Below are 16762 nucleotides of genomic sequence, written 5' to 3' on the forward strand. Positions count from 1 at the left end.
AAAATGGATTGATATCCTTAGAAATTTCTTCAGTTACATCAACAAGATTATTGAATAAGTCGTTTAAAGCATCAAAGAAATTAACCTTAAACCTAGAGAATTGAGACTTATGAGGAACCTTGAGAAATCCACAAAATTGACGCATTTCAGATGAAATATTAAGTAATGAAATCAATAGATCGATAGAAGGAAGAGATAAAATATTTTTAAGAATAAAGGCGTTAATCATAGACTCTAAAGAGAAATTTCTTTTTCTACCAAAATGAGAATAATATTTTTGGTAAAAAGAAAATGGAATAAAATCACTAATATTAATGAATTGGTCTAACAAACCAAGTAAATTGTTTTGATTTTTATTGTAAAACTTATCAAATTCAGTAGAAATATCAGTAAAGTTTAATTGTTTAGCTGAAACTGGCATAGGATTCTCCTTTCTATTTGTTTTGAGTTATACACATCTTAGTACTGTATATATACCCAAAATGGGGGGATCCTAGCCATTTCAATATAAATAAATGTAGTAAATATGCGAGTTGTAGGGTTCTGCAACGAGCTAAATATATTCAATACAAGGGGGGATTAGGTGATGATTATTCTTATTAATAAAAAATATATTTATATCTTTGTTTTTTTCCTTTTAATAATAACAATTTTACTAGCTATGTTCAATAACAAGGTAAAGCCTGTATCCTACATTCCTATAGCCGATAAAATAGTGGGAATAGATCCAGGTCATGGCGGCGTTGATCCTGGGGCAATAGGTGTAAGTGGCGTTAAAGAAGACGAGATAAATTTAAAAATAGGGATAAAACTAAAGAGATTTATAGAACAAAATGGCGGTAGGGTTATTATGACCAGGGAGACAAAGGATGGATTATATACAAAAAAATCAAAAAATTTAAAGGAAATGAAAACTGAAGACCTTCATAATAGGAAGGAAATAGTAGAAGATGCTAACTGTCACATATTTGTCACCATCCATCTAAATAGCTTTAGAGAGTCTCAATATTATGGTGCTCAGACTTTTTACAGAAAAAACGATGAAGATAGTAAACTATTGGCTACTTATATTCAAGATGAACTAAGGGATGTTCTAGATATAAACAATCATCGTTTACCTCAAGAAAAAGAGGATGTATTTTTACTTAATGAAATTAATATGCCGTCTGTCCTTATAGAATGTGGTTTTCTATCAAATCCTAGAGAAGAAAAGCTCCTTAACACGGAAGAATATCAAGAAAAAATAGCTTGGGCTATATATATAGGGATTATGAAATATTTTACTCAAGTAAGTGGAGGATATAATTTTTAATGTGGATAATGTCTGTGGATAATATAAAAGAATGTGGATATAAAAATATTATGTAAATTCCTAATGTGTTATGGTTCATATTATGCTAAATCTACAGTTTACATAAGTTATCCACTACTAATTGTGGATAATGTGGATAAAGTGGATAAAATATATTTTCAATTTTGAATGACTAAATATAAATATATAAAATAAAATACATGTGAAATAATTAACAAAAATCCATTGTTTCTTAAATAACAATATTGCATTCTTAATCCTTCTCTTGTATAATAAAGTCAATGAGATTTTTTACAGACCTTTTTTAAAATTGTTTGTTTGTTTTAAAAAAGGTTTTTTGGGTAACATATAATATGTGCAAAGTGAATGTAAAAATTAGGAAGGAGTGGTAAAATGGTAGCAAAGAAGACTCCCCTTTATGATGAGCATGTAAAGCTTGGGGGGAAAATAGTTGATTATGCAGGGTGGTTCCTTCCAGTACAATACGAAGGTCTAATTCCAGAACACGAAGCAGTAAGAAATGCAGCAGGATTATTTGATGTATCACACATGGGGGAAATTGTAGTAAAGGGTAAAGACGCATTAGCTTATTTACAGTACTTATTAACAAATGATATTGCATCTATCGAAACAGATCAAATAATTTACACTTTCATGTGCTATCCTGATGGAGGTGTAGTCGACGATTTTCTAGTCTATAAGTATAGTGAAGAAGAATATCTTCTTGTAGTCAATGCTGCTAATACAGACAAAGATTTCAAATGGATGATTGACAACAAAAAAGATTTCAATATTATTATTGAAAATAAATCGGACCAGATAGGAGAAGTGGCAATCCAAGGTCCTAAATCAGAAAAAATATTACAAAAACTTACCGATACAGATTTGTCAAGTATTAAACCTTTCCATTTCAATAGAAAAGTTAATATATCAGGCATAGAATGTATGGTTTCCCGTACCGGCTATACTGGAGAAGATGGGTTTGAAGTATATTCTCCAGCAGAAGGTATTGTAAAAATTTGGAACGATATACTAGAAGCAGGAAAAGAAGATGGTATTAAGCCAACAGGTTTAGGATGTAGGGATACTCTTAGATTTGAAGCGGGAATGCCTTTATATGGAAATGAAATTTCCAAAGATATTACACCATTAGAAGGTGGATTAAAATTCTTCGTTAAATTAGACAAAGAAGAAGATTTTATTGGAAAAGAAGCTCTTAACAAGCAATGGAAAGAGGGTTTAACAAGGAAGGTTGCTGGTTTTGAATTGCTTGAAAGAGGTATACCAAGGGAAGGCTATGAAGTATATAAAGAGGGTAAAAAGATAGGTCACGTAACTACGGGCTATATGTCACCAACTTTAAAGAAAAGCATAGGAAATGCCTTAATAGATATTAACGAAATAGAATTGGGAAACGAAGTAGATGTAATGATTAGAAATAGGCCTGTAAAGGCTAAAATAATCAGCAGAAAATTTTTAAAGAAATAAATAATATAAGGATAATTAAGGAGGGCTAAATAATGAAAGTAGTACAAGGTTTATATTACACAAATGACCATGAGTGGTTAAAAGTTGATGGGGATGAAGCTTATGTTGGTTTAAGTGATTATGCACAAGATCAATTAGGAGATATTGTATATGTAGAATTACCAGAAGTTGACGATGAATTTGGTAAAGAGGAAGTTTTTTCTGCAGTAGAATCAGTAAAAGCAGCTGCTGATGTTTTCATGCCAGTTGATGGTAAGGTTACGGCTGTAAATGAAGAGTTATTGGATGATCCAGCATTAATAAACCAAGATCCATATGAAGCTTGGATTGTAAAAATTGAACTAACTGACAAATCCCAATTAGATGAATTGATGACAAGTGATGAATACGAAAAGTTTTTAGATGAGGAGGTATAAAGGTATGTATCCTTACATCCCAAATACAAAAGATGATGAGAAGAGGATGTTGGAATATATTGGCTTTGATTCGATGGAAGACCTATTCAGCGATATACCAGAAAACGTTAAACTTAAAAGAGAATTAGACCTGAAACCTTCCATGTCGGAATTAGAAGTATCCAGATACTTAATTGAATTATCTCGACAAAACATTTCTACAAATCAATTGACATGTTTTTTAGGGGCTGGGGCATATGACCATTACATTCCTTCAATAGTTGGGCATATTACTTCAAGGAGCGAATTTTATACATCCTATACTCCCTACCAAGCGGAGATAAGCCAGGGTACTTTACAGTATATATTTGAGTATCAAACTTTAATAGCTAATTTAACAGGGATGGATGTATCCAATGCTTCACTATATGATGGAGGAACTGCAGTGGCCGAGGCAGCGTTTATGGCAGCAAATATAACTAGGAGAGACCAGATACTAGTATCCAAAACTGTCAATCCAGAATCTAGAGAAGTATTAAAAACTTATGCCCATCTTCAAGGAATAGAAGTAATCGAAATTGAGGGTGAAGATGGTGTAACTAATACTGATCAATTAAGAGAACAGTTGTCTGATAAAACAGCTGCGGTAATAGTTCAAAGCCCAAACTTTTTTGGCGTAATAGAAGATTTAGAAGGTATTGGAGAAATAGTTCATAGCCAGAAGAGAACTTTATTTATTACATCTGTAGACCCAATATCCCTAGGAATACTTAAATCTCCAGGTTCTTTAGGGGCAGATATAGTAGTAGGTGAAGGTCAGCCATTGGGTATTCCATTACAATTTGGTGGACCATACCTTGGATTTATTGCAGTAAACAAGGCTCATATGAGAAAACTACCAGGAAGGATCGTTGGAGAAACTGTAGATGAAGATGGAAATAGAGCTTTTGTACTTACATTACAGGCAAGAGAGCAACATATAAGAAGGGAGAAAGCTACTTCCAATATTTGCTCTAACCAAGGTATAAATACATTAGCTGCTGCAGTATATCTTACTACTTTAGGTAAAAAAGGTTTAAGAGAATTAGCACTTCAGGCAACACAAAAAGCCCATTATGCCTTTAATCAAATTACTAAGTCTGGTAAGTTTAAGCCTTTATTCGACAAACCATTTTTCAAAGAATTTGCAGTTACTAGCGATATAGAGGTAGACCAGATAAATAAAGGACTATTAGATGAAAATATACTGGGAGGATACCCATTAGAAAAAGATTATCCCCAATATAAAAATGGAGTACTCTATGCAGTTACAGAGAAGAGGACAAAAGAAGAAATTGATAAATTAAGTTCTGTATTGGAGGGGATAAAATGAGAAAGTATAATAAATTAATATTTGAATTATCAAAGTCAGGAAGAAAAGCATACAGACTTCCAGAAAATGATGTGGAAGATGTAGCAATAGAAGAATTAATTCCTGCAGAATACTTAAATGATCATGAACTAAACCTTCCGGAAGTTAGTGAAGTTGATATAATAAGGCATTATACAAACCTTTCAAATAAAAACTTTGGTGTAGACACAGGATTCTATCCCTTAGGTTCCTGTACGATGAAATATAATCCAAAGATAAATGAAGATATGGCAAATCTCGATGGTTTTAAGAATCTTCATCCTTATCAATCAGAAGAAACGGTACAAGGTGCACTAAAGTTAATGTATGAATTGGATAAGGCTCTATGCGAAATAGCCGGTATGGATAAAATGACATTACAACCAGCGGCAGGAGCTCATGGTGAGCTTACAGGATTGACATTGATAAAGGCTTACCATGAAAATAGAGGGGACACTAAGAGAACTAAAATAATTGTACCAGATTCAGCTCATGGTACCAACCCTGCTTCAGCTGTAATGGCTGGTTTCGATACTATTGAGATTAAATCAACGGAAGAAGGCCTTGTAGATGTAGAAAGTTTAAAAGCGGCATTAAGCGATGAAGTTGCTGGTTTAATGCTAACAAATCCAAATACTTTAGGATTATTTGAAAGAGAAATTAAGGAAATAGCAGATTTAGTACACGAAGCTGGCGGATTGTTATACTACGATGGAGCAAATGCCAATGCTATTTTAGGTCAAGCAAGACCTGGTGATATGGGATTTGACGTAGTACATTTTAATATCCATAAAACATTTTCTACTCCTCATGGTGGAGGAGGGCCAGGTAGTGGTCCAGTAGGAGTTAAAAAGATTTTATTAGACTTCTTACCAACTCCAACAGTAGAAAAAGATGGAGATAGGTATTATCTAAACTACGATATACCTCACACGGTAGGAAGGATGAAAGACTTCTATGGTCACTTTAGCATAATGGTTAGAGCCTACTCATATATTTTAACTATGGGTAAAGATGGATTGAAGAAAGCAAGTGAAATGGCAGTCTTAAATGCCAATTATTTAGGACATAGATTGAAAGAACATTACAATTTACCAGAAGACACTATATTTAAACACGAATTTGTTTTAGCTGGATTAAAGGGCAATCTATCCGAAGTTACTACATTAGATGTAGCTAAAAGATTGTTGGACTTTGGATACCATCCACCAACTGTTTATTTCCCATTGATCGTTAGGGAAGCCTTGATGGTAGAGCCAACAGAATCAGAGAGCAAGGAAACTTTGGATGAGTTTGCAGATGCATTGATTAAAATAGCTGAAGAAGCAAAAGAGGATCCAGAGGTATTAAAAGAAGCACCACATGATACACCTGTAAGAAGGGTGAACGAAACGCAGGCAGCAAGGAATCCTGTACTCAAATATGAAGGGTAGGTGTCAATAGTTGACTAAAAATATTGCAGTAATTGGTGCAGGTCCAGGAGGATATGTAGCAGCAATAAGAGGAGCTCAACTAGGTGGAAATATATATTTAATTGAAGATAGAGAAGTAGGGGGAACATGCCTCAATCGAGGCTGTATCCCCACTAAAACCTATTTTAGGAATGCAGAAATAATGCATACCTTAAAAAAATCAGAAGAATTTGGTATCACAATAGATAATTTTAAGTTAGATGGAAAAGCATTACAGGATAGAAAGACTAAAATAGTAAACCAATTGGTTAAAGGTATTGAGCAACTAATATCCTCTTACAAAAATATAGAATTTATCCCTGGAAGAGCCCAAATTAAGGATAATGAGACTATAGTAATAAATTTAAAAGATGGAGGAACTCGAGAAATATCTGTAGACAACATAGTCATTGCTACGGGTTCTAAACCTACTATGACGGAAACAAAAGGTGTAGATCTTGAGGGAGTTATTACTAGCGATGATCTTTTAGAAATGGAAGAGATACCAGAAACCTTAATTGTAATAGGTGGAGGTGTTATAGGTCTAGAATTTGCTAGTATATACCAGGAGCTTGGTTCTCAAGTAATTCTCCTTGCTTCTAGAATATTAAAGAATATAGATATGGAAATAGCTAGAAGATTGCCTATGTTTTTCAGGAAACAAGGAATGGAGACCTATGTAGATATAAGGGCAAAAGAGATAATTAAAGAAGGAGACAAGCTACGGGTAGTTGCTAGATACAAGAAAAAAGATGAAGAAATTGAAGTAGTAGGAGATAAAGTTTTAATCGCTTCTGGTAGGGGACCTGTTACAGAAGGACTAAACCTTGATAATGTGGGAGTTAAATATGACCATAAAGGTATTGAAGTAGATAAAAACTTCGAAACCACAGTTGAAGGCATATATGCAATAGGAGATGTTAATAATCTAGGTATCCAACTTGCCCATGTTGCTTCAGCTCAAGGTGTATATGTAATGGAGAAGATAATGGGATTAACTCCAGACATAAACTTGGATATCTATCCAAACTGTGTATTCACATTGCCAGAAGTAGCCTTTGTGGGCCTAACGGAAGAAGAATTAAAAGAAAAAGGAATAGACTATAAAGTAAGTAAATTCTTATTTGCTGCTAACGGAAAAGCCTTATCTTTAGGAGAAGGAGAAGGATTTATTAAGGTATATGCTTCTAAGGATGATAATAAAGTTTTAGGAGTTACCATATTAGGGCCTCATGCCAATGATTTAATCCATGAAGGGGCATTGGCTATAGCCAACGATATGGATATTGATAGCATTACAAGGACGATACATGCTCATCCAACCTTAAGTGAAGCTTTTATGGAAGCTGTGCACGGTTTGGAGGACAAGGCAATTCATATTGCACCACCAAGAAAAAGAAGAAGATAGCAGGTTTCTGCTATCTTTTTATAACCAATAGTAAAGTTCTTACTTGTAAACAATAATTTAAAAGAACTTGACCTACATGAGTTTCAAAAAAGGCTTCCTTATAACCTTTCCATAGAAGCCTTTTTTAATTCTATTTTTGGAGGAACTATGAAAAAGAAAATAATAATATTAATTAATATAATACTAATTATTACATTTTTTGTTACAGGCATATGGGTTAGAAATTCTAAAGAAGGAATTCTATTTGATGAGGCTGTAATGAATTATGTCCATAGCAAGACATCTATTAAAGGAATTCAAATTATGAAGATAATAACCTTCTTGGGTTCTGCATATTTTTTATTTCCTCTAGGAATAATTATTTTCTTATTTATGGCAAATAATGAAGATTTAAATGGGATAGTATTATTAATTCTATCTACCTTGGGATCTTATGGGGTAAATTTTATTTTTAAAAATACCTTCATTAGAGTAAGACCTTTAGAATACTTCTTAATTGAGCAAGGTGGTTATAGTTTCCCCAGTGGTCATGCCATGGTTTCTATGAGTTTTTATACTACTATGACCTATTTAATATCTAAAGGTAGGAAGAAGAGGAGCTCTAGAATAATTTTATTCATCACTAATTTTGTGATCGTTACTATTATTGGTTTTAGTAGAGTCTATTTAGGAGTCCATTGGCCTACCGATGTATTAATGGGATTTATAGTGGGTTTAGTATTTACATATACATCAATAAAATCAGTATTAATTCTTAAATAATCATTAACCAATACTCTCTCCTTGCATATTTAGATAGTATAAGGAAAATTTTATGAGGAGGGAGTATTGTGTTTGTTCAATTAAATCTTTTACATTGGCTATATCTTGTGTTTACCTTTCTGATTCTAGGTTTTATGGTTGCTAAAAGGGATACCAGCCTTATATGTATAATTGGGATTTTTTTGTTATCCTTTTTCGCTACAAATTCTTTATCTCAATCAACCATGGCTATATTCAACAGTTTTATCTATGCTATAGTGGAATTACTAGGGACAATACTAATAATCTCTATTATAGTTGGAATGAGTTCAATACTAACTAAGACTGGAATAAGTCAAGTTATGGTATCACCTTTTTCAAAGCTTATAAAAACACCTACTTTGGCATATTGGATTATTGGACTTTTAATGATGGTTATATCTTGGTTCTTTTGGCCTTCTCCTGCAGTGGCATTATTGGGAGCAGTTTTATTGCCCGTAGCAGTAGAAGTTGGTTTGCCAGCTCTTGGGGTAGCTATGGCTATGAATTTGTTTGGACATGGGATAGCTCTATCTGGTGATTTTATAATTCAAGGCGCACCAAAACTAACGGCAGATGCAGCTGGAATTCCAGTTGGAGAACTTATGTCTGCAAGTATTCCCCTAGTATTCATAATGGGGCTAGTAACTACTATATCAGCCTATATATTTTTGAGAAGAGATTTGAAAAAAGGTATCTTAAAAGTCGAGGGGAAGGAGAAGCTTGGAGTAAATAGAGAAAATAATAATGAAGAACTAGACAGCATACTACCTAGTAAAATAAAAAGTTTTTTTTCAATATTAGTCCCTTTTCTTTTCTTCATAGACGTAGTAATAATGTTAATAATGAAATTACAAGGAGGAGATGCTACTGCTTTAATTGGTGGTACAGCAGTATTTATACTCATAATAGTTTCAGCTGTGACCTATAAAGCCAATATTTTAGAACAGGTAACAGCACATTTAGTAGAAGGACTTAAGTTTGGATTCCAAATATTTGGGCCCATTATTCCCATAGCTGCATTCTTCTATTTAGGAGGCGAGGGATTTTCAGCTGTATTAGGGGATTTGCTTCCTGAGGGTTCTCGGGGAATCGTTAATGATTTAGGTTTAGCATTGGCTAGTGTAGTCCCATTAAATGCAGGTGTAGGTGCAGTCACGTTGACATCTGTAGGAGCTATAACAGGATTGGATGGTTCTGGATTTTCCGGTTTAGCTTTAACTGGTTCTGTTGCCAAGCTTTTTGCAGTGGCTATAGGTAGAGGTATAGAGACTTTAACTGCTTTAGGACAGATTGCCGCCATTTGGGTTGGAGGTGGGACTTTAATCCCTTGGGCAGTAATACCAGCTGCAGCTATATGTAATGTAGACCCTTTTGAATTGACTAGAAGGAATTTTAAACCTGTTATGATAGGGTTAATTATTACTACTATAGTGGGTATTTTTTTAGTATAAGTTTAATGCTTTAACGACTTTATCTTATAAGATAAAGTCGTTTTAATATTGTGAAAATTAAAGTTTATATATTTGATAAAAATTACACTTATGATATAATATTTACAAACAAAATATATGTATATGTCCTTATTACTGATCGTTTTTGAGATAGTTCTTCATTTTATGCAATATTCACTTGTCTTTGAATAGAATAATAATCCCAAAAAGATATTTTAAAACTTCAATTCTATCATTTTATCCCAAAATATTAGTTCTAAATGTTAAAAATACCACATACTTTAGTTTATATTAAAAATTGTATTTCGATAATTTGATTATGAATTTTTAGACAAGCAGTCAGTTTACTTGTTCTAAAGAATGCATAAAAATATTATAAAGAAAGGAGAGAAGAATTGATGAGTAGGCTTAGTATTATTACTAGAGACAAGGCCCAGGCAACTGTTGAAACCTTATACAAAGATCTAGAGAGACGTATTATTGCAAGCCCACCAGGATTATGCCCCATAGATCTGGCATCTTCCTTTTTAAAAATGTGCCATGCACAAACCTGCGGAAAATGCGTTCCCTGTAGGATAGGTTTAGGCCAGTTAGAAAAGTTATTAGAAGATGTGCTAAATGGTGAAGCGGAACTAGAGTCTATTAAACTTATCGAAAAGACGGCTAGAAGTATTTATTACTCAGCAGATTGTGCTATAGGATACGAAGCAGCCAATATGGTTTTAAAAGGAATTAATGGATTTAGGGATGATTTTGAAGAGCATATATTGCGCAATAGATGCACCTTTGGTTTATATCAACCGGTTCCCTGTGTATCTCTATGTCCAGCAGGAGTAGATGTACCTGGTTATATTGCCTTAATAGCTGAAGGCAGATATGCTGATGCAGTAAGATTGATCAAAAAAGACAATCCAATGCCAGCTACTTGTGCTTTAGTTTGTGAACATCCTTGTGAAACTAGATGTAGGAGGAATATGATTGATGATTCTATCAATATTAGAGGATTGAAAAGGTTTGCAGTGGAAAATGCAGGGGAAGTTTTAGCGGAAGAAAAAGCTCCTACTACTGGAAAGAAGGTAGCTATAGTTGGAGGAGGGCCTAGCGGTCTTAGTGCAGCTTATTATCTGACCATTATGGGACATGATGTGGAAATATTTGAGCAAAGACAGAAATTAGGTGGCATGTTAAGGTATGGAATACCTAGTTATAGGTTACCACGAGACGTTTTAGATAGGGAAATTGAAACAATTCTTGCGACTGGAATCAAAGTTCATACTGGAGTTACAGTAGGTGAAGAACTATCGATTATTGATTTAAAACGAAGGTTCGATGCTGTTTATATTGCTATTGGTGCACATATTGATAAAAAAATTGGACTAGAAGGGCAAGAGGCAGAAGGAGTAGTTTCCGCCGTAGAAGTGTTAAGACAAATAGGAGATGATGAATATCCAGACCTTGCTGATAAATCCGTTGTTGTTATAGGTGGAGGAAATGTAGCTATAGATGTGGCTCGTTCAGCTGTCCGTTTGAGAGCAAGAAAAGTAACCATTGTTTATCGTAGGCGTAAAGTAGATATGCCCGCTTTGAAAGAGGAAATAGAAGGTGCTATTGCCGAAGGATGTGAGATATATGATCTATATACACCAGGGAAAATTGAAATAGATGACAAGGGTCATATTGAAGCACTGTGGGTACAACCTCAAATTGTTAGCACTATTAAAAGCGATAGGCCAATACCAGTAAAGGCAAAAAAGGATCCAGAAAGGATTGAATGTGATTCGTTGATTTTTGCTATAGGCCAGGGAATTGAATCAAAACCTTTGGAGAGAGAGGGTATTCCAGTAACAGAAGGAGTAATCGATGCCCTGAATTGGGGTGGAATCAAGAATGTTCCAGGAGTTTATGCTGGTGGTGATTGTGTATCAGGCCCTGCAACAGTAATTCATGCCATAGCAGCGGGTAAGGTAGCAGCTGCAAATATAGATAACTATTTGGGATACTATCATATTATTGAAACAGATGTTAAGATATCAGAAGCTCGTTTGGCTGATAGAATACCTTGTGGACGCGTAAATATGAGGGAAAGAGATGTGACAGATAGAATCCAAGATTTTGATCTAGTAGAATGTGGAATGACTCTTGAAGAAGCTCAACAAGAATCTAGGAGATGTTTGAGATGTGATCACTTCGGCTTTGGGGTGTTTAAAGGGGGTAGGATTGAACAATGGTAAACTTAATCATTGATAATAAAAAAGTTAGAGTTCCAGAGGGAACAACAATCTTAGATGCAGCTGCAGTTAACCATATACCTATTCCACATCTCTGTTATCTTAAAGAGTTAAATGAAATAGGCGCATGTAGGGTTTGTGTAGTGGAGATAGAAGGGATTAATCGGTTGGTTACTGCATGTAATAATGTAGTAGAGGAAGGGATGGTAGTATTTACAAATAGCCCTAAAGTTCGAGAAACTAGACGGGTAAATGTAGAACTAATTCTTTCTCAGCATGATGCAAGATGTGCAGCCTGTGTTAGAAGTGGAAATTGTAGTTTACAAACTATAGCTAATGATTTAGGGATTATTGATATTCCATATAAAGAAGATCTACCCTATGCCAAATGGACGGAAGGTTTTCCTTTAGTAAGGAATTATGAAAAATGTATCAAATGTATGCGATGTATCCAAATATGTGATAAAATACAGGATCTCCATATATGGGATTTATCCAATACGGGTTCAAGAACAAATGTAGATGTTTCGTATAACAGAAGGATTGAAGAAGCAGATTGTGCTTTATGTGGTCAATGCATCACCCATTGTCCAGTTGGATCATTACGGGAAAGGGATGACACACAAAGGGTATTTGATGCATTGGCAGATAAAGATAAGATTACTATAGTTCAAATTGCACCAGCAGTAAGAGCAGCTTGGGGAGAAGATTTAGGTATTAGCAGGGAATTTGCCACTGTTAAAAGACTTGTAGCAGCTTTAAGGAAGATGGGATTTGACTATATATTTGATACCAATTTTTCTGCTGACTTAACAATTATGGAAGAAGGAAATGAGTTTGTTGAAAAGCTCAACAATAGAGAAAATGAAAAGTTTCCGCTATTTACTTCTTGTTGTCCGGGATGGATACGCTTTATTAAATCTCAATATCCTGATATGATAGATCAATTATCAACTGCCAAATCTCCGCAGCAGATGTTTGGGGCAATTTCCAAAACCTATTATGCAGAGTTATTGCATGTAGATCCAGAAAGAATATTTTGTGTATCCATTATGCCATGTATAGCAAAAAAATATGAATGCGATGTCTCGGTTTTAAATGATGCAGGTGCAGGGCAGGATGTAGACGTTGTTCTAACTACTAGAGAGGTTGCACGAATGATTAGAGCGGAACATATTATACCCGAAGTATTAGAAGAGGAGGAATTTGACAGTCCCTTAGGTGTTAGTTCTGGAGCTGCTGTCATATTTGGTACAACGGGGGGAGTTATGGAGGCAGCTCTTCGTTCTGCTTATTATCTAGTTACCAATGAAAATCCCGATCCAGATGCATTTAAAGAAGTAAGGGAGAGAGAGAACAGTTGGAAAGAAGCAAGTTTTGATTTAGCTGGAACAAATATTAGAGTTGCCATTGCCAGTGGATTAGGTAATACTAGGAGACTAATTGAAACTATTAGGAAAGGAATTGTGGAATACGATTTTGTTGAGATAATGGCATGCCCAGGAGGGTGTGCAGGTGGTGGAGGACAGCCTATTGAAGATGGGGTTGAGTTAGCTGAGGAAAGGTCTGATGTACTTTATGGTTTAGACAAAATAAATGAGATGCGTTTCTCCCATGAAAATCCTTCGGTTATTAAATGTTATGAAGATTATTTACAAAGACCTTTATCTCGTAGAGCACATAGTTTACTTCATACAGATCACCGTACCTGGGAATTTAACATAACTCCTAAAAAATTATAATTATAAAACCTCTAAGTGGGCTTTTAATACTTAGAGGTTTTATAGATAAGGTATTTTACTATTAGCGTCTATAAACAATAAGAGGTGTATAAAAATGAAGAAGAAATATCTATTTTTATTTAATTTAATTATTATATTTTCAATAGTAACTAGTTGTGGGACAAAAGAAGTTAAAAGGCCTGAAACTATTGAATTTTGTTTTAGGGATGGGATTCCGGCTTTAACTGTGGCTAAACTGATGAAAGAAGATCCAATAATTGCTGAAAACATAACTATAAACTATGGGATGCAAAAATCCCCAGATTTATTAGTGAGTAAAATATTGAAGGAAGAGGCAGATATAGCAATTGTCCCTTCTAATTTAGCGGCTCAAGCCTTTAATAAAGGCCTTTCTTATAAATTAATAGGTACTTCCACCTGGGGAACTATATATCTGGCATCTACAGAAGATATAGAAAGCTTTGAAGAATTAAAGGATAAAGAAATATATGCCTTTGGAAAGGGTCTTACTCCAGATTTAGTATTGAGGTTTGTACTTTCGCAAAATGGCATTAATCCAGATGAGGATGTAAAACTTACCTATTTAAATTCTGCATCTGAAGTAGGTCCTGCATTTATCAGCGGAAAAACTAATATAGCCCTTTTAGCAGAGCCTTTAGCAACAAATATAATGATGAAAAAAGATGATGCTAAAATAATATTTGATCTAAACAAAGAATGGAGCAATATAACTGGAACGGATAAAGGCTATCCCCAAGCCAGTTTAATAATTAAATCAGACCTAATAGAAGATAATATAAAGTTTGTTGAAAAATTTATAGACTTGTATGAGAAAAGCATTGAATGGGCAAATGAAAATCCAGAAGAATTGGGAGATTATGCAGAGGAATTAGAACTAGGAGTAGAGAAAAAAGTGATAATGCAAGGAATTGAGCGAATCAATATAGGTTCTTTTCCAATAAAAGATAGTAAAAAGGAATATGAGATTTATTATGATTCTATATTAGATTTTGCACCAGATTATATAGGAGGAAAAATTCCTGATGAGGAAATTTATTTTGAAAAATAGAAAGCTATCTATTGTTTCAAAGATTATAATAATAATGGTTTGGATGTTATTGTCGAAAATTATTGACAACGAAATAATTTTTCCCACAGTCAAAAGTACCTTTGCTAGTTTAATAGATACCATTAAAGAACCAAATTTCTTAAATACTATAAAATATTCTTTGATAAGGAGCATAATAGGTTTTTTAATATCTTTGTCTTTGGCAATGCTAACAGGGATTTTATCTAGTATTTCTAAAATTATTTATAATATAATGGTTCCCATATTAAAATTTCTAAGCTCAGTACCCACTATGGCTATAATTATTCTAGCACTTATATGGTTAAGTAATGAATTAGCTCCTATGTTTGTTGGATTTATTATGGTATTTCCCATATTGTATGAAACGGTATTGAATGGTATATTAGATGTAGATAAAGATATTGTAGATATGGCACAATTATATAAGGTAGATAAAATAACTATTATAAAAGACATCTATTTACCTAGCATTTTTTTAAATCTAAGTCTTGTTTTTACATCTACTTTAGGTATCAATCTAAAGATGGTAATTGCAGGAGAAGCTTTAGCCCAGCCCAAGTACGGCATAGGAAGTAATCTCCAATTGCAAAAGACCTATCTAAACACTTCAGGAGTTTTTGCTTGGATTATTATTATCCTTCTAATTGCCAAATTATTTAATTATTTAATAAACGGAGTAAAATATTTAATGGATGTAGATAGATGGAAGTGATAAATTGAAATATAAAGTAAAAAATATAACTAAATGTTATGGTGATTTAAAGGTATTAGAAGGTATTACTATTGATTTTGACCCAAATAGGACTACATGCATTTTGGGGCCTTCTGGATGTGGAAAAACTACTCTTTTAAATATTATAGGGGGGATTACAGAGAAAGATTCTGGAGAAATAATAGGATTTCAGGATGAGGATATGTCTTTCGTTTTTCAGGATGATAGACTGATTGAATGGAAAAATGTATATGATAATTTAAGTTTTGTATTAAAAGGAAAAATGGATAGAAAGCAGATTGAAAATACCATAGATAAACATCTGAAATTAGCTAATTTAAAACAATATAAATATTATTATCCAAATAATCTTAGTGGTGGAATGAGACAAAGGATAAATATTTTAAGAGCCTTTGCTTATTCGTCAAAACTTCTTATAATGGATGAGCCCTTTAAATCCTTAGATGTCAATAATAAACAAATTGTCACAGAAATTTTTAAAAGTTTAAGAATAAGAGAAAAAAGAACATGTATTTTAGTAACTCATGATATACAGGAAGCGTTGGACTTAGGAGATAAAATAGTTATACTTACAGAAAAACCTGCTAAAGTGAAAAGGGTTATAGAGAATACCTCTATTGCTAGCAGAAAACCTGAAAATAGGATCATGTTAGGAGATTTAATAAAAAGAGAACTGAAGATTTGATATTTTAAATAAGGCCAGGTAATTTTGAGAAATTGCCTGGCTTTAGATAAAATGAAAATTGAGACTGTAATAAATTTTGTGCTTTAAGTAAGTTTGATTACTCTGATCTGACAAGAAAATTTAGATTTAATTTAGATAATAATTTTTCAAATTTGATACTTTAGTTTTAGTTTGCCAAAATTATAGGGAAATATACATAAATTCTTATAATTTTGGCAATAATTTTAAACATGGAGAAATGTGTTCATTTTTTTAGTTAGGTGGTTTCTAGGTAAATAATGGCCTAGGCCATTATTTACCTAGAAACCACCTGTTAAATCCTATTCCCCAAGTTTTTCTATAGATTTAGGGTGCATTGTTTCAATTTTAAAGATATTGTTCTACCCTTCCTTCAAAAAATATCATCAGTTGATTTAGAATAGAGTCCCAATTTCTATATCTCTGGGTCCACTTTTTCATAACATTTTGACTTGCTAGATATAGCATTTTTTCTAGGGATAAATCAGTTGGAAAGACAGACTTAGTCTTTGTAACTTTCCTAAATTGCCTATGCAAACCTTCTATTATATTTGTAGTATACATTATTTTTCTAATTTCAATAGGATA

The 16762-nt window shown here is 33.5% G+C and carries 15 protein-coding genes; 13 read left to right on the plus strand and 2 right to left on the minus strand.

Features of this window, described 5'->3' with window-relative positions; all coding sequences use genetic code 11:
* The coding region (locus CUL_RS16345) for a transposase (protein WP_035142639.1) at positions 1-421 on the minus strand (421 nt) is incomplete at its 3' end.
* Between the two features lie 165 nt (positions 422-586).
* On the opposite strand from CUL_RS16345, the gene cwlD reads away from it, so the two are divergent.
* The 13 genes from cwlD to CUL_RS0100345 all read left to right on the plus strand — a co-directional run bounded on the left by cwlD (position 587) and on the right by CUL_RS0100345 (position 16156).
* Complete coding sequence (gene cwlD / locus CUL_RS0100285; protein WP_005583225.1) at positions 587-1312, plus strand: N-acetylmuramoyl-L-alanine amidase CwlD; 726 nt, start codon at positions 587-589, stop codon at positions 1310-1312.
* Positions 1313-1705: 393 nt separating this feature from the next.
* The gene (gcvT, locus tag CUL_RS0100290; RefSeq protein WP_005583226.1) at positions 1706-2800 is read left to right on the plus strand and encodes a glycine cleavage system aminomethyltransferase GcvT; all 1095 of its coding nucleotides are present in this window, start codon (positions 1706-1708) and stop codon (positions 2798-2800) included.
* 32 nt (positions 2801-2832) lie between these two features.
* Positions 2833-3216, plus strand: a complete 384-nt coding sequence (gene gcvH, locus CUL_RS0100295) for a glycine cleavage system protein GcvH (RefSeq protein WP_005583227.1) — start codon at positions 2833-2835, stop codon at positions 3214-3216.
* Positions 3217-3220: 4 nt separating this feature from the next.
* The gene (gene gcvPA, locus CUL_RS0100300) at positions 3221-4567 is read left to right on the plus strand and encodes an aminomethyl-transferring glycine dehydrogenase subunit GcvPA (RefSeq protein WP_005583228.1); all 1347 of its coding nucleotides are present in this window, start codon (positions 3221-3223) and stop codon (positions 4565-4567) included.
* Positions 4564-6018, plus strand: a complete 1455-nt coding sequence (gene gcvPB, locus CUL_RS0100305) for an aminomethyl-transferring glycine dehydrogenase subunit GcvPB (protein ID WP_005583229.1) — start codon at positions 4564-4566, stop codon at positions 6016-6018. The genes gcvPA and gcvPB overlap by 4 nt, the downstream gene beginning before the upstream one ends.
* A 10-nt stretch (positions 6019-6028) precedes the next feature.
* Complete coding sequence (lpdA, locus tag CUL_RS0100310) at positions 6029-7444, plus strand: dihydrolipoyl dehydrogenase (RefSeq protein WP_025640195.1); 1416 nt, start codon at positions 6029-6031, stop codon at positions 7442-7444.
* A 147-nt stretch (positions 7445-7591) separates the two neighbouring features.
* The gene (locus tag CUL_RS16350; RefSeq protein WP_005583234.1) at positions 7592-8206 is read left to right on the plus strand and encodes a phosphatase PAP2 family protein; all 615 of its coding nucleotides are present in this window, start codon (positions 7592-7594) and stop codon (positions 8204-8206) included.
* A gap of 68 nt (positions 8207-8274) precedes the next feature.
* On the plus strand, positions 8275-9678 hold the full coding sequence (locus CUL_RS0100320; RefSeq protein WP_005583235.1) for a hypothetical protein: 1404 nt from the start codon (positions 8275-8277) through the stop codon (positions 9676-9678).
* A gap of 398 nt (positions 9679-10076) precedes the next feature.
* On the plus strand, positions 10077-11909 hold the full coding sequence (locus CUL_RS0100325; RefSeq protein ID WP_005583236.1) for an NAD(P)-binding protein: 1833 nt from the start codon (positions 10077-10079) through the stop codon (positions 11907-11909).
* Positions 11903-13648 carry a [FeFe] hydrogenase, group A gene (locus tag CUL_RS0100330; protein ID WP_005583237.1) on the plus strand — a complete coding sequence of 582 codons (1746 nt, stop codon included), beginning with the start codon at positions 11903-11905 and terminating at the stop codon, positions 13646-13648. The genes CUL_RS0100325 and CUL_RS0100330 overlap by 7 nt, the downstream gene beginning before the upstream one ends.
* A 94-nt stretch (positions 13649-13742) precedes the next feature.
* Complete coding sequence (locus tag CUL_RS0100335; protein ID WP_005583238.1) at positions 13743-14717, plus strand: ABC transporter substrate-binding protein; 975 nt, start codon at positions 13743-13745, stop codon at positions 14715-14717.
* A complete protein-coding gene (locus CUL_RS0100340) occupies positions 14692-15450 on the plus strand; it encodes an ABC transporter permease (RefSeq protein ID WP_005583239.1) in 759 nt (252 codons plus the stop codon). Before CUL_RS0100335 ends, CUL_RS0100340 begins: the two co-directional genes overlap by 26 nt.
* 4 nt (positions 15451-15454) lie before the next feature.
* A complete protein-coding gene (locus CUL_RS0100345; RefSeq protein WP_005583240.1) occupies positions 15455-16156 on the plus strand; it encodes an ABC transporter ATP-binding protein in 702 nt (233 codons plus the stop codon).
* Positions 16157-16522: 366 nt separating this feature from the next.
* Here the strand turns inward: CUL_RS0100345 and CUL_RS0100350 are convergent.
* A partial coding sequence (locus CUL_RS0100350; RefSeq protein ID WP_025640196.1) for a transposase occupies positions 16523-16762 on the minus strand: 240 nt, incomplete at its 5' end.

This window comes from [Clostridium] ultunense DSM 10521 (assembly GCF_000511955.1).
GTDB classification, from domain to species: Bacteria; Bacillota; Clostridia; order Tissierellales; family Tepidimicrobiaceae; genus Schnuerera; species Schnuerera ultunensis.

Excerpts from the sequence above, each read along its gene's own strand:
- cwlD (WP_005583225.1), top strand. The coding sequence starts at position 587 with ATGATTATTCTTATTAATAAAAAATATATTTATATCTTTGTTTTTTTC.
- CUL_RS0100340 (WP_005583239.1), top strand. The coding sequence starts at position 14,692 with ATGAGGAAATTTATTTTGAAAAATAGAAAGCTATCTATTGTTTCAAAG.
- CUL_RS0100325 (WP_005583236.1), top strand. The coding sequence starts at position 10,077 with ATGAGTAGGCTTAGTATTATTACTAGAGACAAGGCCCAGGCAACTGTT.
- gcvT (WP_005583226.1), top strand. The coding sequence starts at position 1,706 with ATGGTAGCAAAGAAGACTCCCCTTTATGATGAGCATGTAAAGCTTGGG.
- gcvPB (WP_005583229.1), top strand. The coding sequence starts at position 4,564 with ATGAGAAAGTATAATAAATTAATATTTGAATTATCAAAGTCAGGAAGA.
- gcvH (WP_005583227.1), top strand. The coding sequence starts at position 2,833 with ATGAAAGTAGTACAAGGTTTATATTACACAAATGACCATGAGTGGTTA.
- gcvPA (WP_005583228.1), top strand. The coding sequence starts at position 3,221 with ATGTATCCTTACATCCCAAATACAAAAGATGATGAGAAGAGGATGTTG.
- CUL_RS0100330 (WP_005583237.1), top strand. The coding sequence starts at position 11,903 with ATGGTAAACTTAATCATTGATAATAAAAAAGTTAGAGTTCCAGAGGGA.
- CUL_RS16350 (WP_005583234.1), top strand. The coding sequence starts at position 7,592 with ATGAAAAAGAAAATAATAATATTAATTAATATAATACTAATTATTACA.
- CUL_RS0100335 (WP_005583238.1), top strand. The coding sequence starts at position 13,743 with ATGAAGAAGAAATATCTATTTTTATTTAATTTAATTATTATATTTTCA.